The organism is Nannocystis sp. RBIL2, assembly GCF_026626745.1.
In the GTDB taxonomy this organism is placed as follows: Bacteria; Myxococcota_A; Polyangia; order Nannocystales; family Nannocystaceae; genus Nannocystis.
Genome location: NZ_JAPNJW010000002.1, coordinates 356,175 through 379,308 on the forward strand (window position 1 = coordinate 356,175; position 23,134 = coordinate 379,308).

15 protein-coding genes are annotated in these 23,134 nt (G+C 72.3%); 4 read left to right on the plus strand and 11 right to left on the minus strand.

The window, feature by feature from the left end; translation table 11 throughout:
* Positions 1 to 345: 345 nt before the first annotated feature.
* The gene (locus OV090_RS26660) at positions 346 to 1,137 is read left to right on the plus strand and encodes a hypothetical protein (protein WP_267707432.1); all 792 of its coding nucleotides are present in this window, start codon (positions 346 to 348) and stop codon (positions 1,135 to 1,137) included.
* A gap of 145 nt (positions 1,138 to 1,282) precedes the next feature.
* On the opposite strand, the gene OV090_RS26665 is transcribed toward OV090_RS26660, so the two are convergent.
* Entirely contained in the window at positions 1,283 to 2,170 is an 888-nt protein-coding gene (locus OV090_RS26665) for a hypothetical protein (protein WP_267707433.1), read from the minus strand.
* Between the two features lie 159 nt (positions 2,171 to 2,329).
* Positions 2,330 to 4,897: a VCBS repeat-containing protein gene (locus OV090_RS26670; protein ID WP_267707434.1), complete on the minus strand. Its 2,568-nt coding sequence runs from the start codon at positions 4,895 to 4,897 to the stop codon at positions 2,330 to 2,332.
* Between the two features lie 8 nt (positions 4,898 to 4,905).
* Here OV090_RS26670 and OV090_RS26675 point away from each other — a divergent pair, with 8 nt between their 5' ends.
* Positions 4,906 to 5,745 carry a class I SAM-dependent methyltransferase gene (locus OV090_RS26675; protein ID WP_267707435.1) on the plus strand — a complete coding sequence of 280 codons (840 nt, stop codon included), beginning with the start codon at positions 4,906 to 4,908 and terminating at the stop codon, positions 5,743 to 5,745.
* A 177-nt stretch (positions 5,746 to 5,922) separates the two neighbouring features.
* Here OV090_RS26675 and lnt read toward each other — a convergent pair whose 3' ends face one another.
* The 5 genes from lnt to OV090_RS26700 all read right to left on the minus strand — a co-directional run bounded on the left by lnt (position 5,923) and on the right by OV090_RS26700 (position 12,174).
* Entirely contained in the window at positions 5,923 to 7,626 is a 1,704-nt protein-coding gene (gene lnt, locus OV090_RS26680) for an apolipoprotein N-acyltransferase (RefSeq protein WP_267707436.1), read from the minus strand.
* A 4-nt stretch (positions 7,627 to 7,630) separates the two neighbouring features.
* Positions 7,631 to 9,439 carry an aspartate--tRNA ligase gene (gene aspS, locus OV090_RS26685; protein ID WP_267707437.1) on the minus strand — a complete coding sequence of 603 codons (1,809 nt, stop codon included), beginning with the start codon at positions 9,437 to 9,439 and terminating at the stop codon, positions 7,631 to 7,633.
* A 28-nt stretch (positions 9,440 to 9,467) separates the two neighbouring features.
* A complete protein-coding gene (locus tag OV090_RS26690) occupies positions 9,468 to 10,364 on the minus strand; it encodes a metallophosphoesterase (RefSeq protein ID WP_267707438.1) in 897 nt (298 codons plus the stop codon).
* 85 nt (positions 10,365 to 10,449) lie between these two features.
* Positions 10,450 to 11,190 carry a phosphoadenylyl-sulfate reductase gene (locus OV090_RS26695; RefSeq protein ID WP_267707439.1) on the minus strand — a complete coding sequence of 247 codons (741 nt, stop codon included), beginning with the start codon at positions 11,188 to 11,190 and terminating at the stop codon, positions 10,450 to 10,452.
* A gap of 417 nt (positions 11,191 to 11,607) precedes the next feature.
* A complete protein-coding gene (locus tag OV090_RS26700; RefSeq protein ID WP_267707440.1) occupies positions 11,608 to 12,174 on the minus strand; it encodes a hypothetical protein in 567 nt (188 codons plus the stop codon).
* Positions 12,175 to 12,320: 146 nt separating this feature from the next.
* Between OV090_RS26700 and OV090_RS26705 the strand changes: the two genes are divergently transcribed.
* Together OV090_RS26705 and OV090_RS26710 are read left to right on the plus strand one after the other, a co-directional pair.
* Positions 12,321 to 13,010: a Bax inhibitor-1/YccA family protein gene (locus OV090_RS26705; RefSeq protein ID WP_267707441.1), complete on the plus strand. Its 690-nt coding sequence runs from the start codon at positions 12,321 to 12,323 to the stop codon at positions 13,008 to 13,010.
* Between the two features lie 88 nt (positions 13,011 to 13,098).
* Positions 13,099 to 13,674: a hypothetical protein gene (locus tag OV090_RS26710; RefSeq protein ID WP_267707442.1), complete on the plus strand. Its 576-nt coding sequence runs from the start codon at positions 13,099 to 13,101 to the stop codon at positions 13,672 to 13,674.
* Positions 13,675 to 13,800: 126 nt separating this feature from the next.
* Here the strand turns inward: OV090_RS26710 and OV090_RS26715 are convergent, their stop codons facing one another.
* The 4 genes from OV090_RS26715 to OV090_RS26730 all read right to left on the minus strand — a co-directional run bounded on the left by OV090_RS26715 (position 13,801) and on the right by OV090_RS26730 (position 22,791).
* Complete coding sequence (locus OV090_RS26715) at positions 13,801 to 14,880, minus strand: hypothetical protein (RefSeq protein WP_267707443.1); 1,080 nt, start codon at positions 14,878 to 14,880, stop codon at positions 13,801 to 13,803.
* A complete protein-coding gene (locus OV090_RS26720) occupies positions 14,877 to 18,041 on the minus strand; it encodes a VCBS repeat-containing protein (RefSeq protein WP_267707444.1) in 3,165 nt (1,054 codons plus the stop codon). Before OV090_RS26720 ends, OV090_RS26715 begins: the two co-directional genes overlap by 4 nt.
* A 434-nt stretch (positions 18,042 to 18,475) precedes the next feature.
* Positions 18,476 to 19,561 (minus strand): hypothetical protein, encoded by a 1,086-nt coding sequence (locus OV090_RS26725; protein ID WP_267707445.1) that lies wholly within the window; start codon positions 19,559 to 19,561, stop codon positions 18,476 to 18,478.
* Entirely contained in the window at positions 19,558 to 22,791 is a 3,234-nt protein-coding gene (locus OV090_RS26730) for a VCBS repeat-containing protein (protein ID WP_267707446.1), read from the minus strand. The genes OV090_RS26725 and OV090_RS26730 overlap by 4 nt, the downstream gene beginning before the upstream one ends.
* Positions 22,792 to 23,134: the final 343 nt, after the last annotated feature.

Sequence of the window (23,134 nt, forward strand, 5' to 3'; positions counted from 1 at the left end):
CGCGGGCGAGCCGGCAAAGGCGAGCTCGGCGTCATGCGAGGCGGGCGGGTCGGAGGACGCGGCGCCGGTCGGAGCAGACAGGTCGGCATGTGCTGTCCAGACGGACAGGTCGCGGGACGAGCCAGGTCGAGCGGGCAGGTTCGCATCGGATGTCCGAACGGGCAGGCGCTCCGAGATGGATGTCCGAACGGACATGTCGCATCGAACAGGTAAATTTCGCGCGACAGCGATTGGCAGCTCCGGCACGGCCGCTGGTGGCGGGCCGCGCTGACGACCTGGATCGGGCTGGCGCTGACCGCCGCGCCGGCGCCGGGCTTGGCCGCGCCCCCGGAGGGCCGATCGGACATGTCCGAAGAGACACGCGTCGGCGAGGCCGGACCGGCGCGTGCCGGGGCCCAGGACGGGGTCGACGAGGCGGCGGAGCTGTCGGCGGCCGCCCAGGCCCGGCTCGCGGCCGGTGACCGCGACGGGGCGATCGCGCTGTGGCAGCGGGCGTTCCGGGCCCTGCCGGGCGGGTTCGGCTACGCGCCGCGACGGGCGACCGCGGCGCTGGCGATCGCCGACGCGCAGGAGGCAGGGTATCGCGAGACCGGTGACCCGGCCCGACTTCACGCCGCGATCGCGGCGCTCGACGCCTACCTCGGCGGGCTCGACCCGACCGACGACGAGAACCGCGCCGGGGTCGAGGGACGACGGGCTGAACTTTGGGCCATGTACCGAAGCGCATCCGCGCCGGAGGGCCCACGACCGGCCCCGAAGGTCGAGCCGGTGCGCCGCGGGTTCGACCGCAAGGCCGGGCTGGCGGCGGCGGGGCTCGGCAGCGCGGCGGTGGTGGCCGGCGTGGTGGCGCTGGCCGGCGGGCTCACCGGGCGCGCGGTCGACGAGGAGCTGAAGGGCGTGACGGCCCGGCCGTGCGAGGGCGACGACCCGCTCGATCCGTGCGGCAGCGACAGCGCCCGCGAGCAGCAGAAGACCGAGCTGGTGGCCGAGGGGCTGCGCGCGAACCGAATGGCGCTGGTCGGCGGGATCTTGGCGGGGGCCCTGCTGACCGCGAGCGTGACGGCGCTGATCGCCGGGGCGATCCGCGGCCGTACGCGCGTGCAGGCGCGAGCAGGCCAGCTGGTAGTGCGCTTCTGACGGGCAGGTTTGGCTCGCCGCGTGAGCATGGGCTCCGGCGGTGTGTCGTCTGTCTGAAGGGACATGTCTCTCGTTCCCCGCGCAGGGCCCCGGTTGCTCAGGGACACGTGCCGACCGTGCTCCGGCTGACTGAAAGGACAGGTCGCTAGAGCGCCGAGCACAGGCCCAGGCCTGCCGGCAGGCACGCGTCGTCGAATTCGGGGCTGCTCACCGGCCACGGCGCGCAGCTCGTACCCGGCAGCGCCGCGCCGCAGGTGTCGGGGCTCCCGAGGTCACACACGGGCGTGCAGCAGAGATCGTCGGCGCAGCCGGGCACCAGCGCCGCCGCGACGCAGGCGGTGCCTTCGCTGCAGAAGCCAGACGATTCACAAGGTTCGCCCGCCAGGCTCTGACCGCCGTGGGGGGTACAGGCGAAGCGCGGTAGCTCGGCCGCGATCTGGCAGCCCTGGCCGGTCGGGCACGTGGGCGCCCGCGGATCGCAAGGGAACAGGCACACGCCAGCGACGGCGCCGTTCGCGAAGCAGATCGCGCACGCGTCGGAGCACGTCGGCGCCTGCGGAGAACCGCCGCAAATCTCGTGACAGCGCCGGCCCTCCTCGTCCTCGCCGAGGAATCCGTGACACACGGCGCCGCGCTCGCACGTGTCGATGGGGTCCCATTCGGCCGCCTCGCAAGCGCCGCCGACGGGGGTCGCCGGCTCGGCGACCGGCACGCAGCGCGCGTCGCCCCAGGGACCGATGATGAGCGCCTCCGGCTTGCACTTCTGGCCCTCGGGACAGGTGTCCTGCCAAGGATCGCAGGGGGCCGGCAGATCGGGCGAGGGGACGAAGTTCATCGAGCCGCCGGTGGTCGGCGCGTCGCCGGTGCTCTCCGTCGCCGCCGTGGACGAACCCGTGGTCGGCCCGCTCGTGCTGCTCGCGGCGCTCGTCGAGGTCGTCGCGCTCGCGCCCTCGCTCGTCGGCGCCGTCGCGCCCGGACTCTCGGGACCACAACCGTAAACGAGCAGGGCGAAGATCGCTGGCGTGAGGCGCATCGCCGACGGCATAGCACGTCGGCCCGGCCGTTCCCATCGGTGACGACGCTGGGCAGCGGCAGCCGGCGGCGAGACGAGGGGAGGCGCGCGTCGCCGCGCTCGTCGGTCGCCGCCGATTCACCAGGACATGTCTGAACGGGCATGTCCTTGCGAACATGCTCATAAAGACATGCTTTTTCGGGCATGCCGTCGGCGCCGGCGGGCGAGCAAGAGGCCGAGGCCGAACGCGAGGCCGCCGCTGCCCGGAGTGTCGCGGCAGCTGCAGCCCAGGCCGTCGTCGACCGCGTCGCCCTCGGGGCCGGAGCTGGCCGTCTCGTCGCCACCGGGCCCGCTGCACGCGTCTTCGCTGCAATCCCCGGGGCAGCTCACCGAGTCTTCGACGGGGTCGCACACGCAGTCGCCGCACGCGCCGCAGTCGGCCTGGCACGGCGGCTCGCCGGGGTCGCAGATGCCGTCGCCGCACACGCCGCAGTCCTCGGGGCAGTCTCCCCACTCCTCCGGCAGACAGACACCGTCGCCGCACCAGCTCCCTTCGGTCGGTTGCTCGCAGCCCTGGCCGCAGTCCATCCAGCAGTTGTCGGGGTCCTCGTTGCCGTCGCACACGCAGTCGCCGCAGATCGAGCAGTCCCACGGACAGTCGTCGATGCTCTCGCTGCCGCTGCACAGGCCGTCGCCGCACACTTCACAGTCGAAGGAGCACGACTGTTCGCTCTCGAGGGCGTCGCAGATGCCGTCGCCGCACACGCTGCAGTCCTCGGGGCAGCCGATCGCGCTCTCCTGGTCGGTCTGGCACACGCCGTCGCCGCATATGCCGCAGGGCGTGCAGTCGCAGCACGACTCGTCCTCGTGGGGCTCGCACACGCCGTTGTCGACACAGTCGGAGCAGTCGACGGGGCAGGTGACGACGTCTTCGAAGCCCGTGCATACGCCGTCGCCGCAGGTGAGCATGCAGTTCACGCACAGCAGATCGTGGCCATCGTCGCATTCCTCCCCCGGGTCGATCATGTCGTTGCCGCACAGGTCCTGCCGCTCGACGAGGACCGACGTCGCCGGCTCGCTGCAGCCCTTGTTGCCGGCGGCGTCGACGGCACACAGCCGCCACACCAGAAGGTCGTGCGCGACGGCCCAGCTCCCGGGCACGTCGAGTCCGATCCGCCATAACGACTCGCCGTACCACTCGGCGGGGACGAGCATCTTGGCCGGATCGTCGTCGGCCAGCGTGGCCAACTCCGCCGGGTCGGCGAGGTCGAAGGCGAGCTCGAGGTACGGCAGCCGCCGCAGGTGCGCGACGCTTGTCTGGCTGTGGATGTTGTAGGTCGGCAACATCGGGTCGTGCTGGAAGTCGTGCCAGAGCGCGGGGGTGCGGCCGTCGTCGACGCGAGCGCGGAAGAACAGCAAGCCCGGAGACGGGAGCGGGTCCGGCAACGGCTCGAAGATCCCGATCCGCGGCGGTGTGCTGTCCTCCGGGACATCGGGTCCGCCGAACAGGACCGCGTCGGGGGCCTGGTCACTGCGCACTGCGACGGCGAGGTCCGCCCGGCGATCGCGGTCGAAGTCGGCGATCGCCACGCCGAAGCTGGCCGCGAGCTCGAGGCTCGGCGTGAACGCGGCGCTGTCGGGCGCGATCGGGACCAGCGAGCTGCCGTCGTTGCGCATCAGTCGCGCGTGGACATCGCCGGGGTTCTGCTGCGGGCCGAGGACGACGATGTCGGGCGTGCCGTCGTTGTCGAAGTCGAGGCTCGCGGCGTCGAAGTCGAGGCGCAGCGGGTTGTCGACGAGGGCCCAGTAGGCGCCGGGGTTGTCGACGAACCCGCCGCCGCCGTCGCCGACGAGCACGGTGTTGCGCGCGCCGCCGAAGCCGTCTTGCAGGGTGACGAGATCGAGCCTGGCGTCGGCGTTCAGGTCGAGGACGGTGAAGGCGCTGTTGATCTGTTTGTTGGCCAGCGGGGCGATCGGGTGGACGACGAACACGCCGGCGTCGTTGCGCAGGGCCAGCGCGGGGCCGGGACCGCGCGAGGCGGCGAGGATGTCGAGATCGAAGTCGTTGTCGAAGTCGAGCAGCTCGACGTCGAACGACCACGACAGCAGCGAGCCGGGCAAGAACGCGGCGCCGTCGCTGAAGCCGCCGACGCCCGCGCCGAGCCACAGGCGCAGAGGGCCGCCCGTGTCGCCGATCTGGCCGTAGGGCTGCGACACGCCCCAGTCGGCGGCGACCACGTCGAGGAAGCCGTCGCCGTCGACGTCGCCGAGCTCGAGGTCGCCCACGCTGAAGGGCGCGCCGTCGAGGATGTCCTGGCGCATGAACACGCCGTCGCCGAGGTTGAACAGGACGTAGCTCGCCCCCGAGTAGGCGACGCCGACCACGAGGTCCGGGTCGCCGTCGCGGTCGAGGTCGCCGGCCTTGATCACGTAGGCGTTGTCGGGCCCCTCGAACACGCCGGGCAGCAGCGAGAAGCCGAGCCCGCCGTCGTTGTGGACCAGCGCGTTGAGCTGCGCGTCGGCCTCGCCGCCGAGCTCGTCGCCGCGGCTGTTGGCGAACACGAGATCGACGAAGCCGTCAGCGTCGATGTCGACGAGTTCGACCTTCTGCGCGACCCCGCCACCGTCGTCCGGTACAGCCCGGTTCGGGTCCGGCTGCCAGGGGGCGGCGGCCGCACCTCGCGAAATCGCCATGCACAGCAGCGTGAACGTCGCCTTGCGGCGCGAGGAGGAAGCTGAGGCTATCATCGCCGGCCATGATACCGCCGGCCGCGACGCAGCCCGATGCCGAGAAGATCGACCTCTCGGGGGTGCAGGAAACGCTGCTCATCACGCTCCACGCGCGCGCGCTCGAGAGCCGCTCGCCCGATCCGATCCTCCGCGACGAGACTGCCGAGCGCCTGGTCGACACCATCGCGTACGACTTCGCGCGGCTGAAGTCGGCCCAGGGTGACCGCTTCACCACGTCGGTGCGGGCCAAGCAGCTCGACGCCTGGACCCGCGAGTATCTGGCGGCGCACCCCGAAGCGACCGTGCTGCACCTCGGCTGCGGGCTCGACAGCCGGATCGACCGGGTCGCCCCGCCGCCGACCGTGCGATGGTTCGAGGTCGACCTGCCCGACGTGATCGCGGTGCGCCGGCGCCTGTACCCCGAGCAGCCGAACGTGCAGATGATCGGCGCGAGCGTCACCGACCCGGACTGGTTGCAGCAGCTCCCCGACGACAGCCCGACTATGGTGGTGGCCGAGGGCCTGCTCATGTACTTGACCGCGGCCGAGGTCGAGGACCTGCTGCGCCGGATCATCGTCCGCTTCCCCGAAGGCCAGGTGCTGTTCGACGCCCTGGGCTCGCGGGCGCTGCGGGCCCAGGGCCTGCACCGCAGCCTGCGCAAGACCGGCGCGCGGCTGCAGTGGGGCCTCGACGACCCGCACGAGCTCGAGAGCCACGTGTTCGGCCTCGAGCTGATGGACGAGTGGCCCCTGGTCGGCTCGCCCGACGTGGTCAAGCTCGGCTGGATGCAGCGCAAGGTGCTGCAGTGGTGCGCGAAGCGGCCGCGGATCGCCAGGATGCACCAGGCGCTGCGCTACCGGTTCTGAGGCGGGGTCGGATGGCACCAAGGACATGCCCTTGCGAGCATGTCCTTGCGGTCATGCTGCTTCGGACATGCTCGCATGGCGTTCCGGACATGCCCTGGCGAGCATGTCTGTTACGTCATGCCGCTTCGGACATGCCCTTGCAGACATGACCTCGGGGCCACCTCTGCACTGCCGCGCTCACTCGCGCCGGCGGCCGCGGAGGCCGATCCCGCACAGGCCGAGGAGCACCAGCGCGTTGAACAGCTCGCCGGTGCGGGTGTAGAGCGTGCGATAATCGGGGTCGATCATCGGCACCTCGGCGACGAAGCCGGAGGCGGGGAGGGGGCCGTCCTCGTCGGGGTTGGTCGATTCGATGCGCTGCAGCACGCGGCCGACGGGGTCGACGTAGACGCTGATGCCGGCGTTGACGCTGCGCAGCAGGGCCCGGCGGTTCTCGATCGTCCGCAGGACCGCGAGGCCCATGTGCTGGTCCTGCTCCTTGGACTTGCCGAACCACGAGTCGTTGGTGAGGTTGACGAACGCGTGGATGCCCTCGGCCGCGACCCCGCGGGCGAACCGCGGCAGGATGTCCTCGTAGCAGATCAGCGGGCCGAGCCGCCACTCGTGCTGGCCTTCGGGACCTGTATGGACGCGCAGAGCCTTCGGGCCAGGTCCCGGGTTGATGTGCGAGGCGGAGGGGACCATCTCCTTGAACCAGTGCGGGTCGACCAGCGGCGTGTACTCGCCGAACCACAGCGGATAGACCTTGTCGTAGTTGTCGCCGAGGCGGCCGTCGGCCTCGAGCACGCGGGCGGTGTTCCACGCGAACTCGCTGACCTTGCGGTCGGCGGTGACGACTCCGAACACCAGCGGGATGGTGAAGTCGCGGCGGAGGCGGCGCGGGTTGGCCTGCGGCAGGTCGAAGCCGTCGCCGCGCGCGAGCGCGTAGGAGAACGGGTAGGCCGTCTCGCCCCACAGCAGGACCTCGGCGCCCTCGGCCTCGAGGCGGGCCGACTCCTGCTGCTCCTTGCGCAGGATCTGGAACTTCATCCGCGGGTTGCCCCACTCGGTGATGCCGAAGTTGCCCTGGACGACGCCCACCTTGAGCTTGGGCGACTCGGCGATCATCGCGTCGATCTGGGCCATGCGGACCGCGCCGTACAGCGGGGTGCCGACCAGCGTGGCGCCGGCGACCGCGAGCGCGCGGCGGTTGACCGTGCCCGCCAGCAGCCAGTCGCGCAGGGCGGCGTAGAGGCCGGCGTTGATCAGCAGCTGCACCAGGCCGACAGTCGTCACGCCGCCGATCTCGGCGACCTGCAGCCACAGCGGCTGCCAGCACCACATCAGCGCCAGGTACGACGGGAAGATGTGCGGCAGCACGGCCTCGCCGGCGACCCACACCAGCGGCGCGAGCAGGAGCACGTCGCGGCCGGTCCGCCGGCGCAGCCAATTGAGCGCGGCGGCGGGGACGGCCCACTGCAGGCCCTGGAAGGCGGCGAAGATGAAGTGGACCAGCAGGGTCCCCCACGTGGGGAAGTCGGCGAAGCGGATCAGCAGCTCGGTGAGCCAGAAGAAGCCGAAGAACACGGTGGCGACGCCGCACAGCCACCCGAGCCAGAACGCCTTCTTCGGCGCCAGGCCCTCGATCGCGGCCAGCCAAAACACCCAGCCGACGAAGCCGAGGTACCACTGGTTGTAGTCGGGCGAGCCGAGCACCATGCAGGCGGCGCACAGCAGGACGCTGGCGACGCGCAGGAGGCCGCGCCGCCGTGGCGGCAGCTGCTCGAGGCGGGTGTGAAGAGCTGTCTTCTGGGACATGTTCTTCGGGACCTCCAACACCGCCACCGCCGCGCGCAGCGACGCCGACGGCGCGGACGGCAGTGTCGGGTCGGCCTCGGACATCGGCTCAGCTCTCGGGGGTGGCGGGCAGGTCGCGGTGGCCGATGTAGAGCTCGGCCAGCTGGGCGTCGTCGGCCCCGCTCGGGCAGCCGGTCATGAGGTCGGTGCCCTTCTGCGTCTTGGGGAAGGCGATGACGTCGCGCAGGCTCTGGGCGCCGCACATCAGCATGCTGAGGCGGTCGAGGCCGAGGGCGATGCCGCCGTGGGGCGGCGGGCCGTAGCGGAAGGCGTCGAGCAGGAAGCCGAACTTCTGCTGGATCTGCGCCTCGGACAGGCCGAGCACCTGGAAGATCTTGGCCTGCACCTCGGACTGGTGGATCCGGATCGAGCCGCCGCCGACCTCGTTGCCGTTGAGCACCAGGTCGTAGGCCTGCGCGAGCACCTGGCTCGGGTCCGAGTCGAGCAGCGCGAGCTGGTCGAGGCGCGGCGAGGTGAACGGGTGGTGGGAGCTGACGTAGCCGCGCTCGCTCTTCTCGAACAGCGGGAAGTCGGTGACCCAGAGGAACCGCCACGGGTCGGAGTTCGAGTGCTTGACGAGGTCGAGGCTGTCGCGCAGCTCGAGCCGGAGGGCGTTGAGCGCGGCGTGGACGGTGTGCGGCTCGTCGGCGACGACGAGGACGACGCTGCCCGGCTCGGCGCCGACGCGGGCGCTGATCTCGGCCTGGAACTCGGCGGAGATGGCCTTGGTGAGCGGCGAGTTCCACGACCCGCCCTCCTGCACCTTGGCCCACGCGAGGCCCTTGGCGCCGCCGGACTCGCGCTTCTTCACGAGCTCGGTCAGCTTGTCGATGCGGCCGCGCGACAGCGACTCGCTGTGCGCCGCGGGCACGACGATCGCCTTCACCAGCTTGGCCGCCTCGAAGATCTTGGCGCCTGACTTGTGGGCCAGGTCGGTGATGTCGACGAACTCGAGGCCGAAGCGGAGGTCGGGCTTGTCGCTGCCGAAGCGGTTCATCGCCTCGGCCCAGGTCATGCGCGGGAACGGGTCGGGCAGGGTGACGCCGAGGACCTCGCTCCACGCGCGGCGGATCAGGCGCTCGATCGGCGCGAACACCCGCTCGGGCGTGGCGAAGCTCATCTCCACGTCGATCTGGGTGAACTCGGGCTGGCGATCGTTGCGCAGGTCCTCGTCGCGGAAGCAGCGGCAGATCTGGAAGTACTTGTCCATGCCGGCGACCATGAACAGCTGCTTGAAGATCTGCGGCGACTCGGCCAGCGCGTAGAACATCCCCGGGTTGAGCCGGCTGGGGACGAGGAAGTTGCGCGCGCCGCCCGGGGTGTACTTCACCATGTAGGGCGTCTCGAGCTCGAGGAAGCCCTGCTCGGCGAGGGTGATGCGCGTGAGCGTGGCCAGGCGCGAGCGGAGGATGAAGTTCTTCTGCAGGCTGGGCCGGCGCAGGTCGAGGTAGCGGTGCTTGAGCCGCAGGGCCTCGCTGGCGTCGAGCTTGTCGTCGTCGGCGACGTTGAACGGCAGGGTGTCGGCCGGGGAGAACACCTGCAGCTCGGTGGCGTTGACCTCGACCTCGCCGGTGGCCATGGCGGCGTTGCTGTTGTCGCCGCGGGCGACCACCTCGCCCTTGACGGCGACGCAGAACTCGCCGCGCAGGCCGTCGGCGGCCTCGTAGGCGGCGGCGTCGAGATCCTTGCCGAACACGACCTGGGTGATGCCGAAGCGATCACGGAGCTGGACGAAGATCCGCGCGCCGAGGTCGCGGCGGCGATGGACCCATCCGAAGAGGACCACGGTGGCGCCGACGTCAGCGGCGCGCAAACTGCCGCAGTCGTGGGTGCGGCCGTGTTCGAGCAAGGTGGACATGGCCCGGGAATGTAGACGATGTTCGCGGTCAGTGCGAGCCAGTTCCGGTGAGGATCGGCCCCTCCGGCTCGTCCGCCACGAACCCGCCGCCGTCCCAGCGGTGATAGGTGCGGGTCACGCGGCCCGGTCGAACGGTGTAAAGGGAGTAAGCGCCGTGACGACCTGGCTTTTGTGACAGATAGGTGCCCGAGCCGACGCCGTGCACCGGGACGGGGACGCCGCCGGGGCCGGGCAGCGCGCCCTCGAGGCGCCGGTGCTCGTGGCCGTGGAGGACGAGCTCCGCGCCGTGCTCGGCGATCACCCGCCCGAAGGCGTCGAGGTCGAGCAGATCGTGGCGCGGCTTGGCCACGCCGCGCACCACCGGGTGATGGATGAGGATCACCCGCGCCAGGCCCTCGGCGCGGAGCGTGGCCAAAAACCGGCCGAGGCGGGCGAGCTGCTCGTCGCCGACCCGGCCGACGGCGTAGAGCGGGAGCGAGGGGATCGCGGTCGACAGGCCGACGAGGGCGACGTCGCCGAACCGCTGGACGAACGGATAGTCGCTGCCGGGCTCGCGCTCACCCTCCATGAACGTGGACATGTAGTGCTCGAACCGGTGCGACCGCACGGACCCGCGGGTATAGGCGTCGTGGTTGCCGGGGATGACGGTGACCGGCATGCCCACGGCCTCGAGGTGGCGCTTGACGTGCTCGAACTCGGACTCGAGCGCGAGGTTGGTCAAGTCACCCGTGATCACCAGCCGCTCGGCCCCGTGCGCGTGGGCCGCGGCGACGATCTTCTGGAACATGCCGCCGTCGTACTTGCGGCTGCGGTTGAACAGCAGGTTGACGCCGCCGGTCAGCCGCTTGTTGAAGAACCGCTGCGGGGAGTTGCCCGCCAGCTCGAGCAGGTGGATGTCGGAGCAGTGGACGAAGCGCAGGGGCATGGCGGCTCGGGGAGGTTGGTGAGGACAGGTCGGTAGGGACAGGTCGGTAGGGACAAGTGCGCAGGGGCATGCCCCGAGAGACAGGCTAGAGGTGGTGGATCCCGCACTCGGTCTTGCCGGTGCCGGACCAGCGACCGCCGCGCTCGTCGTCGCCCGGCGGACGAGCGGTGCAGGGCTCGCAGCCGATGCTGGTGAAGCCGGCGTCGAGCAGGGGGTTGTAGGGCACGTCGTGGTCGAGGAGGTAGCGCCAGGTGTCCTTGCGCGTCCACGCGACCAGCGGCGCGACCTTGACGACGAGGCTGCCGTCGGCGCGCCGGGCGGTGCCGAGGATCGGGGTGCCGGCCCGCGTGGCCGCCTGATCGCGGCGGATGGCGGTGATCCAGACGTCGAGCTGGTCGAGGACGCGGCGCATCGGCTCGACCTTGCGGATCTCGCAGCAGGCGTCGGGATCGCGGGCGAACAGGTCAGGGCCGTGACGCTCGGCCTGGGCCCGGATGCTGACGAGCGGCTCGACGACGCGGATGTCGGCGCCCTGGGCCCGAAAAGCCTCGCGCACCGCGAGGGTCTCGGCGAACAGGTAGCCGGTGTCGATGGTGTAGACGGGGACGTCGGGCCGGACGCGGCGCGCGAGGTGGATCAGGGCGCAACCCTCGGGCCCGAAGGCGGAGCTGAGGCCGATCCGCTGCCCGGCCCAGCGCTCGAACACCCAGGCGAGGATGGCCTCGGGCGACTGACCCTCGAGCGCGGCGGACTGCTCGGCGAGGTGCTCGATCTCGCGTCCCGAGTCGAGGCCGCCGCTGGCGAGGTCGGATCCGCGTTCAGTCACGTGGGGGTTGTAGCACCGATCGACGGGCGAACCGCCTTTCGAGCGGGATGGTGTTCGTCACGACGCGCGAGCAATTCGCCCTCGACGTGGCCGCAGAGGCGGAGTTGGCCGCCCGAAGTCCGGATTTTGCCGCGGGTGGCTGCAGCGGCGAGCCGAGCGCGAGATCCGCTGCTCGGGCGGGGGCTCGTCGCCGCTTGCGAGCCGGGTCGCGTGCTCGCCCGCGCCCGCGCCCGGCGGCTTCAGCCGCGAGCCCGGCAGGGTTCGCTCGGGCTCGGTGTGCGTCTGTTTCATGAGACATGCCCCGAGAGACAGCCGCTCAGCATCCGGCGCGGCCGATCGAGGCTGGCCCTGGGGGCATGTCCTCGAGGACAGGCTGGCTGCAGACCGGCTCGCCGTCCGCTCGGCCCGCGAGCCGGGTCAGGGGCCGAGGCGCTGGTCGAGCGGGATGGTGATCATGATGCCGTCGATGCGGCCGATCGCGCCCTCGGCGACGACGAACATGCGGTAGGCGAGGAAGCGCTGGTCCTGCGGCTGGCGGGCGATGGCGGCGTAGTTGCCGGGCGGGAAGGTGCCGGAGACGCTGTAGCGGCCCTGGGCGTCGGTGCGCGCGTGGGCGATCTTCGGGCCGGGGTTGTCGAGGTTGAGCGAGACGCCGGCGAGGCGGTGGATGCCGACCTCGACGTCGGCGACGCCGATCCCGGGCTCGGAGGTGTCTTCGGCCTCGGTCAGGACCTTGCCGCCGACGTGGACGACGCGCGATCCCTGGGCGTCGGCGAACGAACAGCGGGCCGCATCCGGCGAGACGCCGCCGTCGCGCAGCGGCGGCAAGCGAGCGTCGGGACAGGTCATCGGCCTGCCGTAGGCCTCCTGGTGCGGGTAGCGATAGCTGGGCCCGCCGCCGACGGTGACGCGGTTGGAATTGCAGGCGACCAGCGACAGGCCGAGGCCGAGGCCGGTCGCAAGCACGCGGAGGCGGGTCGACATGACCGCAGTGTGCCCGCGCCGCTCCCGGCGCGCCATGATGAGGCCGGATGAGGCCGGATGAGGCCGGATGAGGTCGGACGAGGTCGGCCGAGGTCGGCTGCCGCGCAGCGTTGACGGGGAGGGGCGGCTTGTGGCCAGATGGGCCGATGTCGGAGCGGCTCCGCGATCCCCTGGGCATCGACCTGCACGCCGGCGTGGGCCGATTCATGCATTCGGTCTACGCGTGGATGGCCGCCGGGGTGGGCCTCAGCGCCGCCACGGCGATCGCGCTGGGCAGCGAGCCGCGCCCGGAGCTGGCCGCGGCGAGCGAGCTGCGGGTGCTGTTCTGGCCGGGCCTGGCCGTGGCGGTGCTGGTGATCGGCGCGCGCCTGCACCGGCTGCCGCCGACGGTCGCTCGCGTCGCGTTCCTCACGTTCTCGGTGCTGCTCGGCGCGGCGCTGGCGTGGCTGGGCTCGGCGACCCACGTGACGGCCGAGCAGGTGACCACTGCCGCCGGAGTCGCCGCCGGGGTGTTCGTCGGCGGATCGCTGGTCGGTTACTACAGCCGCCGCGACCTCAGCCCGTGGGGCGCCGCCCTGGCGACCGGCCTCATCGGCGCGCTGGTGGCGATGTTCCTCGACGCCGCGGCGCTGCGCCAGCCGGGCCTGCACGTGCTGCTGCAGGCGCTGCTGGCGGTCGTGTTCGCCGGCTTCGTCGCCTACGACGGCCAGCGCGTGAAGCAGATGTACCGGACGCACGGACGCCGCGAGAACCTGGCGGTGGTCGGGGCGCTGAAGCTGTACCTCGACTACGTCAACCTGACTCTGGCGACGCTGCAGGTCACGTCGGGCCAGTGAGGCCGCGGGCACGGCCCCGCGCGTGAACGGTGGCCGCGAGCGGCCACCGCTGCCATGGTTGCGCCTGCAACGAGTCAGGAGGACCACCATGGGAGCTGTACGACTGCATCCGTCGGCGGCGCTGCTGTGTGCGCCGCTGTTGTTCGCCTGCGGGGAGAGCAAGCCGGGCGCACAATCGAAGAGCATCGCGGCGGCGTTCGAGACGCAGAGCGATCCGGCCGAGTCCGCCAAGAAGGCCGGCGAGGACATGCGCCGGCTGAAGGAGAAGGTGGAGGCGGATCGCGCGAAGGCGATCGTGGCCGACATCGACAAGGCAGCGACGGTGCCCGAGTCGCTGCCGGCCGACATCAAGACCGCCTGCGCCGAGATGCGTGCGGCCTACGACGCGTTCGTCGGCCACCGCCTGGGCGGCGACAAGGCAGAGGCGGACAGGTGGGCGGTGATGAAGGACGTCGACCTCGACCCGGCCCAGGAGTTCTGCGTGGCCCAGAACAACCTGCGCTTCGCGGCCTGTCAGACGCACGCGTTCCGCGAGGCGGCCCCGGGCATCGCCCGCGAGCGCGCGCAGGAGCTGATCGACACCTGCGCCAGGAAGACGGGGGCTCCGACGCGGGCGGAGCTGAAAGAAGCGGAGCGCGCCGGCAAGACGCTGAAGCCGTCGTGAGGTTCGCCGGGCGGGTTTGCGGCGAGCTGTCGATCGGGACATGTCGAGACGGACATGTCCGATGAGACTTGGCCTTCAGGGCATGTCGAAACGGACATGTCCGAAGGATGTACCGGACCCGTCGCGTCAGCGGTCGCCGTCGTCGGGACGTCGCGTCAGCGCCCAGCCGATCCGGGCCTCGCGGCGCGCCGAGCCGTGCAGGCGCAGCGAGTATCGGCCGGCCGCGAGCCGGGCGGTGATGCGCTCGCCGGCGCCGACGGTGACGGCCAGGTCGGTGCCGCACTGACTGCACGGGAACAGCGAGAGCGCCAGCGAGGGCGCCAGCGCGGGCTCGTCGGTGATCACTGCGATGTCGTAGGTGCCCTCGACCGGGACGACGAGGCTGCGCATGACGACGACGTCGCCGCCGTAATACGGGCCGATCGCGTCCTCCTGCTCGCAGGCGAGGAGGCGGAACTCGGCGGCGTACTCGCCGTCCCACGCGATCTCGGGGGCGCCGCACTCGCTGAGCTTGGGATCGGCGTGCTCGTGCAGGCAGTCGCCGCCGTCGGCGGTGAAGTCGTCGATGGTGCGCGCGAGGTCGACCTCGAAGTGGTTTTTGAAGGCGCGATCGATGGCGCCCTCGCGAGCGACGAGGCCGAGGCCGGCGTACATCGTGAGGAAGACGTCGAGGCCGAAGCGGGCGATCAGGTAGCTGGTGAAGGCGCCGGCGACGTCATAGTCGAGCGGGGCGATCCAGTTGGCGCTGACGAACTTCCACACGTCGCGCGGCCGCTCCGGCTGCGGCGAACGCCAGGCCTCGAGGCCCTCGTAGGCGCGGGCGAGGCCCTCGACGAAGATCTGCGGGCCGACGCCGTAGGCGAACGAGACGCTGTGGACGAGCTCGTGGTCGAGCGGGGCGACCTTGGAGTAGACGCCGTCGTAGACGGCACAGCCGGCGACGGCGTCGGGGCAGGGGGTGCGCTTGCCGAAGTCCTCGGGATCGAGCCAGTAGTAGGTGAAGCGATCGTCGCCGATCGGCGGGTCGACGCCGAACTCGGCGGACACGCGGGCGACGAAGTCGTCCATGTGCGCGAGGGTGCCGCCGCACAGCTCGAGGCCGGGGTCGGGAGCGACGCGCACGTGCACGCCCTCGTGACGCACCGGCGGCAAGGGGTCGCAGGCGAGGCCGAGGGCGGCGAGGACGAGGGAGAGTCGACGGGTCATGGCCGCTGCCTCACGATCGCGACGCCGGCGCCGCTGCGCAGGCCGAGGTCGAGCAGGCCGTCGCCGTCGAAGTCGGCGGTGACGATGCCGGACAGCCCCTTGAGCTCGAGGTCGTGACGCACGAAGGTGGTGCGACCGTCGAGCTCGCGCCGGCCGATGTGCAGGGCGTCGCCGGTGCCGGCGAGGATCTCGAGCTGACCGTCGCCGTCGAGATCGACGACCGCGCCGGCGCCGGCCTTGGCGAACAACACGTCGGGCCGAGTGACTGCGCCGCCAGGCGATCCGTGGACTGCGACGAGGCCGCCGGCGACGAGCATGGCGAGCTCGGGCCGACCGTCGCGGTCGAGGTCGCCGGCGCCGACGAAGCCGCCGCCGCTCAGCGAGTGCCACGGGCGCGGCTCGGCGAAGCGACCGTCGCCGAGGCCGGGGTGCAGGACGAGGCCGTCGCTCTGATTGGCGAGGAGGTCCAGGCGGCCGTCGCGATCGAGGTCGATCGTTCGGACGCTTGGGGCGGTGCTCTCGAGCGCGATCGGGGACCAGGACGGATCTGCGAAGCCGCCGTGGCCGTCGCCGCGGAGCACCGCGTACTGCGGATCGGGCAGGCCGGCCCAGGCGAGCAGGTCGAGGCCGCGGTCGCCGTCGAAGTCGGCGAGGGCGATCTGGGTGAACACGCGGGGCAGCTCGAGCAGCGGGGGCTCGTCGGGCCGGGCGGCGCGCCCCGGCTCGAGCAGGCGGAGGTCGGAGCGCCAGCCGTCGGCGCGCTGGGCGACGACGATCATCTCGGCGTCGCCGTCGTGATCGAGGTCTTCGACGGCGGCGCTCCAGATCCGCTCGGCCCCCGGCAGGAGGTCGCCGAGCGCGCGCTGTTGCACCGGGGAGAAGCCGCCCTGGCCGTCGCCGTGGGCCACCGCGAGGCCGCGCCCGACGCCGAGCAGATCGAGCGCGCCGTCGCCGTCGAGGTCGGCGAAGCGGTAGCCGAGGTCGCCGGTGAAGACCGGCTCGTCGGCGATGGCTGTCCCGAAGGACATGTCGTAGACGCGCGCCGGCTGATCGATCTCGTCGACCAGCAGATCGAGCCAGCTGTCGTCGTCGAGCCGCACGACGCGGGTGCGCCCGCTGCTGCCCGGGAGGCTCTGGCTCGCCAGCCGGTTCCAGCCGCCGGTCTCGGTCTGCAGCCACAGGCTCAGCAGGTTGCGGGTGGCGCCGCCGCTGCTGTCGCTCTGCTCGGCGAGGATGTCGAGCCGCTCGTCGCCGTCGAAGTCGTGGAGGTCGATCTGGCTGCAGCCGCTGCGATCGATGCGGGTCGGCTCGCCCGGTGGCTCGCCGAACAGGTCGTCGACGCGCAGCATGCCGACGCTGGTGCAGAGGATGGCGTCGAGCCGGCCGTCGGCGTCGAAGTCGTGGAGCGCGAACTCGACGACGCTGCCGACACCGTCGAGGGTGATGGTGCGCGGCTCGTCGCCGCCGTCGTCGAACCGCAGCTGGTTGCCGGCGATGACCAGGAGGTCCTGCGGGCCGCCGTCGCCGCGGTCGACGGTGGCGACGGGGCCGAGCAAGCCGGTGAACGGGCGCGAGGCGAGCTCGCTCAGGCTGCCGTCAGCGGTGAGCTCGACGTGATCGAGCCGGCTGCCGGACCCGAAGAATTGCTTCAACAGCAGCTCCTGGCGGCCATCGCCGTCGCGGTCGACGACGATGACGCCGGTCAGGCCGGGGACCTCGATCAGCTCGCCTGCGACCCATTCGTCCGCGGTCTCGCCGGCGATCACGAGCTGTCCGTAAGACCAGGCGACGAGCTCGCGGCCGGGGCGCTCGTCGAGCTCGCCGACGACCACTGCGTCGACGCGCGGCAGCGGGGCGAGGTCGATGTCGACGACCTCGTCGACGCCGGCGCGCCACAGCTGGAGGTTGGCGGTGCGATCGAGGTCGACGACGGCGTCGGCTTCGGCGGCGGGGACGACGGCGATCTCGTCGTGGCCGTCGTCGTCGAGGTCGAGCGGGAAGGCGCGCCGGGCCGGTCCGGTCTCCCACCGCGGCGCGAGCGAGAAGCCGGGGGCATCGGGGACGACCCGCCCGAGCTCGCGCCCCGAGCGGCTGGCGTAGACGAGCTCCGCCCGGCCGTCGCCGTCGAGGTCGCCGGCGGCGAGGGCCGCGGCCCGCTCACGCGTGGCCCCGACCTGATCGACGCCGCGCCGCAGGTCGAGGCGCTGCATCGTAGATGTCTGATGGGACAGGACGTAAAGGACATGTCCTCCGGTACCGTCGGCGACCGCGGCCAGCGCCCGCGGGTCCGGATCGGTGGGCCAGCTGGCGCGCGCGCGCAGGCGGCCGGCGCCGTCGCCGTAGAGGACGCTGACTGCGTCGGCGAGGGCGTCGGCGGTGGCGAGGTCCTGGGCGCCGTCGCCGTTGAAGTCACCGGCGACGACGGCGAACGGGGCGACACCGACGGGGTGCCGCGGGCCGAGCGAGAGGCCGCCGGCGCCGTCGCCGACGACGAGCTGGACCGCGGCCTCTTCGGCGAGGGCGACTGCGAGGTCGCGCCGGCCGTCGCCGTCGAAGTCACCGTCGGCCAGAGCGACGGGGCCGAGGCCGACCTCGAGCGCGACGAACGGCTTGAGGTCGAGCAGGACGCCGAGGCTGTGCGCGTCGCGGTGGAGGGTGACGATCTCCGCGGGGCCGCGGCCGTCGAGGTCGACCGCGCGCGGCGCGGTGGGCCCGGGCACGAGGGTGGGATGGAGCCGGGCCGGCGCGAGCTCGCGGGCGCCGCGGTTGCGCAGGACGGCGACTGCGTCGTCGTCGGGGGCGGCGGTGACGACGTCGAGGCGGCCGTCGCCGTCGAGGTCGACGAGCGCGAGGCCGTCGATCGCGGCGGCCACCGACCAGGTCGTGGCTGTCCCCGAGGACATGTCCTTGCCGCCCCAGACGACCGTGATGGCGCCGGCGTCGGGGCTGGCGGCGACGAGGTCGGCGACGCCGTCACCGTCGAGGTCGGCGACCTCCACTGCCTCGGGGGCGAAGCCCCAGCGCGAGGCCACTGCAGCGCCGAGGTCGAGGCAACGGCCGCCGAACAGGCGATGGCCGCCGTCGCAGGCGTCGTCGCGGACGCAGGCGAGCGCGCCGGCGCACGCCGCGAGGCCGAACCACACGAAGACCGAGGGGCGCATCAACCCGAGCATCACGAGAGCACTGCCCGGGGCGGGTTGTAAAGCGCTGCGTCGGACGGGCTTCGGACCGCGAGGGCCGGCGCGGGGCTCGCCGGTCGTGGTCCCCGGTATGGCGAGAGCGACGCGGTCCTGGCTGGAGCGGCGTCCGGGCGCGTCCGAAGGCCCGCCGAGGCGAGCGCGGTCGAGGTCCGTTGCTGCTGGAGCCGTGCGCGGCGGCGCGCCGAACGGGCTGTGGTCGTCACACCTGTCTGGATCGACACGTCGGCCGGCGACGGGCGCCGCGGCGAAGCGTCAGGGGGGCGCGAGCAGTTCGGCCTCGCGCTCGGAGGGTCTCGTGGGGGCTGTTCCATCGGACAGGTGACGAGCGCGGCAGAGGGCATCCAGGACATGATTCATCGGACATGCCTCATCGGACATGTACGATCGGGCATGCCTCAGCGCGGGGTCGGGTCGTCGACGCGGGTGATCGACCAGGCGACGCGGGTGTCGACGGTCGTGAGGCCGTGGAGCCGCAGGGCGTGCCGGCCGGCGCGCAGCTCGACGCGGGCCATATCGGTGGTCTCGTGCACGGCAGGCTCGTCGTCGCAGCGGCCGCAGCCGACCACGCTCAGCGTGTGGAAGCCGGACAGGTCGCTCTCGCCGACGCGCGGGTCGGTGACGATCTCGAGCTCGTACGTGCCGTCCTCCGGGACGTCGATGCTGCGCAGGATCAGCAGGGAGTCGCGCCCGAACGGGCCGAGCGCGTCGGGCTCGTCGGCGGCGATGCGACGGTACTCGGCGTGGTGCCGGCCGTCCCAGGCGATCCGCGGGGCGTCGCACTCCATGATCTTGCGATCGTAGGCGAGGTGCGGGCACCGCTCGCGCTCGGCAATGAACTCGGCGACGCTGTCGGCCAGCGAGACGCCGAAGTAATTGCGGAACACGCGATCGATGCCCGAGCGCGAGGCGAGCAGCGGGAAGTGGGGCAGCGCCGCCTGGAATTTGGCGGGGCCGTGGCGATCGAGGAGGTAAGCGACGAAGGCCCCGGCGTCGTCGTAGCTGAGGCCGAACCACAGGACCGCGAGCAGCGAGGACCAGATGTCGCGGCTCGTGATCATGGTGGGCCGCATGTCGTAGACGCCGCCGCCGAGGCCCTCGTAGGCGACGGCGAAGCCCTCGGCGAAGAAGCTCGAGGTGTCGAAGCCGAACAGGTGGACGAGCTCGTGGTCGAGCACCGCCTCGCGAGAGTAGATGGTGTCGAAGACGGTGCAGGCGGAGACCTCGCGCGGGCACGGCGAGAGGTCGACGAAGTCCTCGGCGGTCAGCCAGTAGTAGGTGAAGCGATCGTCGCCGGTCGGCGCCGGGACGCCCGTCTCGGCGGCCATGCGCGCGACGAACAGGTCCATGTGCGCGAGGTTGCCGGCGCACGGCCCGAGGCCCGGGCTCGCGGCGATCCGGACGTGCTGGCCCTCGAGGCTGGGCTCGGGCAGGCGGTCGCAGGCGGCCAGAAGCGCGAGCAAGGAGAGGAGACGGACGGTCACGGCAGCTGCCTCACGATGGTCAAGGATCCGGTGCCCCATCCGATGAGGTCGCGCAGGCCGTCGTCGTCGACGTCGCGGACCCGCATGATCTGGGAGCCGCCGGGCACGGGGTAGCGGTCGAAGCGGAAGCCGCCGTCGCGGTAGCGGCCGACGTGCACTGCGTCGTCGTTGCCGGCGACCAGCAGATCGAGCTCGCCGTCGCCGTCCATGTCGGCGATGTCGACGCTCCTCGCGCCGTTGAAGATCGCTTGCGGCGGCGCGGCCGTCACGCCGCCGCGAAGCCACAGGAGCTGCTGCTGGAACCCAGGGGGCGCGCTGATGAGGAGGACGACGGCCGCCATGTCGGGCCGGCCGTCGCGATCGAGGTCGCCGACGGCGAAGTCGTACGGGTTCACTTCGGTCCACCGGCGAGGCGCTTGGAAGCGGCCGTCGCCGAGGCCAGAGGCCACGTCGAGTCCGAAGCTGTAGGACAGCAGATCGAGGCGGCCGTCGCCGTCGAGCTCGATGAGCCCGCCGACGTTGAAGGACTCGCCGAGCTCGAGCTCGTCCCAGCGAGCCTCGGCGAAGCCGCCCTCGACTCCGCGGAGATTCGCGGTGCGCCGGACCGTCTTGCCCCCGACGCCCCCGGCCGGGCCGACGGGACCGCCGGCGAGGGCCTCGACGGGGCCGACGACGAAGAGGTCGAGGCGGCCGTCGCCGTCGAGATCGCCGGGGAAGAAGTTGACGAACCGCTGCGAGGGGAAGCGGAGCAACCGCTGCAGACGGGGCTCGCCGTCCTCGAGATCGACGCGGACCAGCTCGGTGTGGTCCTGGGCGAGCGAGCGGAGGGTGAGGACGAGCTCCTCGGCGGGGTCGTCGTCGAGCTGGAAGGCCAGGACCTGCAGGCTCGCGACATCGGCGGCGAGGAAGTCGCTCTGCAGCTCGGTCGGCCCGAACCCGCCGTCGCCGTCGCCGAAAGCGAAGCCGTGACGGCTGGCGCCGGAGAACAGGCCGGAGTGGAGGAACAGGTCGATGGCACCGTCGCCGTCGAAGTCGCCGGGCTCGGCGCCGAATCCGCTGCTGAGCCGGGTGCGCGGGCGAGCGGCAATGGCTGGCCCGAGGGACATGTCCTCGGCGACCAATTCGGATCTCGAGCTGTGACGCAGGAGAGCCAGCCGGCCGCCGCCTCGTTGGATCAGACGCGGAGCTCCGAACGCCTCGGTCACGGCCCGGGAGGCGAGCTCGCGCCAGGCGTGGTCGTCGCGGAGCCACGGGGTCAGGACCACGCGCTGGACACCGCTGGCCGGACCGTCGGTGCTCAGGGCGACGACCTCGGTGCGCCGGCCGTCGCCATCGAGGTCGAAGAGGGCGAGGCGCTCGCAGCCGAGCGGGTCGAGCACGACCGGAGCGCCCGGCGAGGGCCCGAACAGGTCGGGCATGAGGACGAGCCCCGGGTTGGCGCACACCATGGCGTCGCGCCGCGGGTGCTCACCGGGGACGAGGAGGAGGTCGACTGTGCGGGCGCTCGCCGGCGAATCGATCCGCCGCGGGGCGTCGAGCTGCAGGTCCTCGATCAGCAGCATCGAGTCGGAAAGATGGACGACGAGGTCGGTGCGGCCGTCGCCGGCGAGATCGACCGCGGACAGGCCGACCGGGAAATCATCGAGCGAGACCTCGCTCTCGACGGCGAGGGCGCCGTCGGACCCGAGGTGCAGGGCCTGGAGCGAGAGGTTGTCGGCGAACACGAGGCGGTCCCGATCGGCGGCGTGGACGACGGCGTACGCTCGCGGCTCGCTGGGCTGCAGCGCGGGCACGCCGGGGGCGAAGGTGCCGTCGGGGAGACCGCGGAGGACGGCGATCGTGCGGCCATCCCACAGCACGAGATCGTTGCGGTCGTCGCCGTCGAAGTCGGCCGCGACCGCGCCGCGCAGCGGACCGCCGAGGTTCGAGTCGAGCTCGAGGTCGAGCGCCTCCGACCCGCGCGCGACCTCGAGGGTGCGCGACGGCGGATCCTCGGGATCGATCGGCGCGGACGGATCGGGCTCGGGCTGCTCCTGGAGATCGATGAGCAGCTCGTCGACGCCGTCGGCGTCGATGTCGAGCGGGACAGTGCCGCCGGTGCGCTGGCGCTGCCACAGCGGCTCGACGTGCAGACCGCGGGCGGGCACGAGCTCGCCGAGGCCGGCGGCGAAGCCGGCGTAGAGGAGCGAGTCGCGGCCGTCGCCGTCGAGGTCGCCGACCAGCAGGTGGTTCGGCTGCGCGGGCGGAGTACCGGTGAGGACGACGCCGCGGCGGGGATCGATCCGCTGGATGTTGCCTGTCTGATCGGACAGGACGAAAAGGGCAGGTTGCCCGTCATCGCCGGGCGCGACGGTGAGGCCGTGCGGCTCGGGATCGATCGGCCAGCGGCTGCGCGCGCGCAGGCGGCCCTGGCCGTCGCCGTGCAGGATGGTGACGTCGTCGGCGAGCACGTCGAGGGTCGCGAGATCGATCGCGCCGTCGCGGTCGAGATCGGCGGCGACGACCGCAGTGGGCGCGAGGCTCACTGCGTGACGCGGGCCGGTCACGAGGCCGCCGTGACCGTCGCCGAGCAGCACCTGGACCGCGCCGGCGTCGGCGACTGCGACCGCGACGTCGAGGTGGCCGTCGCTATCGAGGTCGGCGATCGCCAGGTCGCGCGCGCCGGTCCCGACGCTGACGGGAGGATCGGCGACGAGCCCGCGGACGACCGTCACGGCGCCGGCGGTCTCGCTCACGACCACGAGCTCGGAGGGACCGGCGGCGTCGAGATCGGCGGCGACGAGGCGGCGCGGGCCGTCGCCGACGGCGATCCGCTCGGGCTCGGCCAGCGCCCGCCCGCCCTGGCCGCGGAGGACGACGATCTCGGCGCGGCCGGGCAGGGCGGTGGCGACGTCGAGGCGGCCGTCGCCGTCGAGGTCGGCGACCGCGAGGTCCTGCGTGGAGCTGCCGATCGACCAACTCGTGGCTGTCCCATCGAACATGTCCTGAACGCCACGCGCATCGGCGCGGCCCCAGAACACGCCGACTGTGCCGCGGGCGCCGCCGCCGACGACGAGGTCGGGGCGGCCGTCGCCGTCGAGATCGGCCACGACCGTGGCGTTGGCGGTGAGGCTCCAGGTGTAGGTGCGCGCGCCCGCGAGATCGAGGCACAGCGCGCCGGCCCCCGTGCGGGCGCACGGATCGGCGGGCTGACAGGCGAGAGCGAGCGCGCCGAGCCCGAGCGCGCTCACGAGCCTGGTCCACGGCGATACCCCGCGTCGGGCGCGTCGATCCGCTTCCATCACGTCAGCGACGATCAGAACCGTAGCGCGCTCGGAGCATTCCCGCCGCTGCTCACGAGGCGCGGGCCCAGTGCGGTAGACGCCTGAACTGCAGGTCGGGAGACGGCGCCGGCCCGCTGCCGCGGTCGAAAGGAAGCGGAAGACGGCCAGGAGCGGGTGGATGCGCGAACCGCAGGCGAGTGCGGGGAGCGCGTGATGCCGCGGATGGAGAGGCCCTGGAGGCATCGGGCACGCCCCTGAGTGCACCTCGACTTCTCTTGTAGCGCGAAAGCGCCCCGGGCATGATGACGGG

Bases quoted from the DNA above. Each gene is read 5' to 3' on its own strand.
- OV090_RS26700 (WP_267707440.1), bottom strand. From the start codon at position 12,174: ATGTCGACCCGCCTCCGCGTGCTTGCGACCGGCCTCGGCCTCGGCCTG.
- aspS (WP_267707437.1), bottom strand. From the start codon at position 9,439: ATGTCCACCTTGCTCGAACACGGCCGCACCCACGACTGCGGCAGTTTG.
- OV090_RS26675 (WP_267707435.1), top strand. From the start codon at position 4,906: ATGATACCGCCGGCCGCGACGCAGCCCGATGCCGAGAAGATCGACCTC.
- OV090_RS26665 (WP_267707433.1), bottom strand. From the start codon at position 2,170: ATGCGCCTCACGCCAGCGATCTTCGCCCTGCTCGTTTACGGTTGTGGT.
- OV090_RS26670 (WP_267707434.1), bottom strand. From the start codon at position 4,897: ATGATAGCCTCAGCTTCCTCCTCGCGCCGCAAGGCGACGTTCACGCTG.
- lnt (WP_267707436.1), bottom strand. From the start codon at position 7,626: ATGTCCGAGGCCGACCCGACACTGCCGTCCGCGCCGTCGGCGTCGCTG.
- OV090_RS26690 (WP_267707438.1), bottom strand. From the start codon at position 10,364: ATGCCCCTGCGCTTCGTCCACTGCTCCGACATCCACCTGCTCGAGCTG.
- OV090_RS26705 (WP_267707441.1), top strand. From the start codon at position 12,321: ATGTCGGAGCGGCTCCGCGATCCCCTGGGCATCGACCTGCACGCCGGC.
- OV090_RS26660 (WP_267707432.1), top strand. From the start codon at position 346: ATGTCCGAAGAGACACGCGTCGGCGAGGCCGGACCGGCGCGTGCCGGG.
- OV090_RS26715 (WP_267707443.1), bottom strand. From the start codon at position 14,880: ATGACCCGTCGACTCTCCCTCGTCCTCGCCGCCCTCGGCCTCGCCTGC.
- OV090_RS26720 (WP_267707444.1), bottom strand. From the start codon at position 18,041: ATGCGCCCCTCGGTCTTCGTGTGGTTCGGCCTCGCGGCGTGCGCCGGC.
- OV090_RS26710 (WP_267707442.1), top strand. From the start codon at position 13,099: ATGGGAGCTGTACGACTGCATCCGTCGGCGGCGCTGCTGTGTGCGCCG.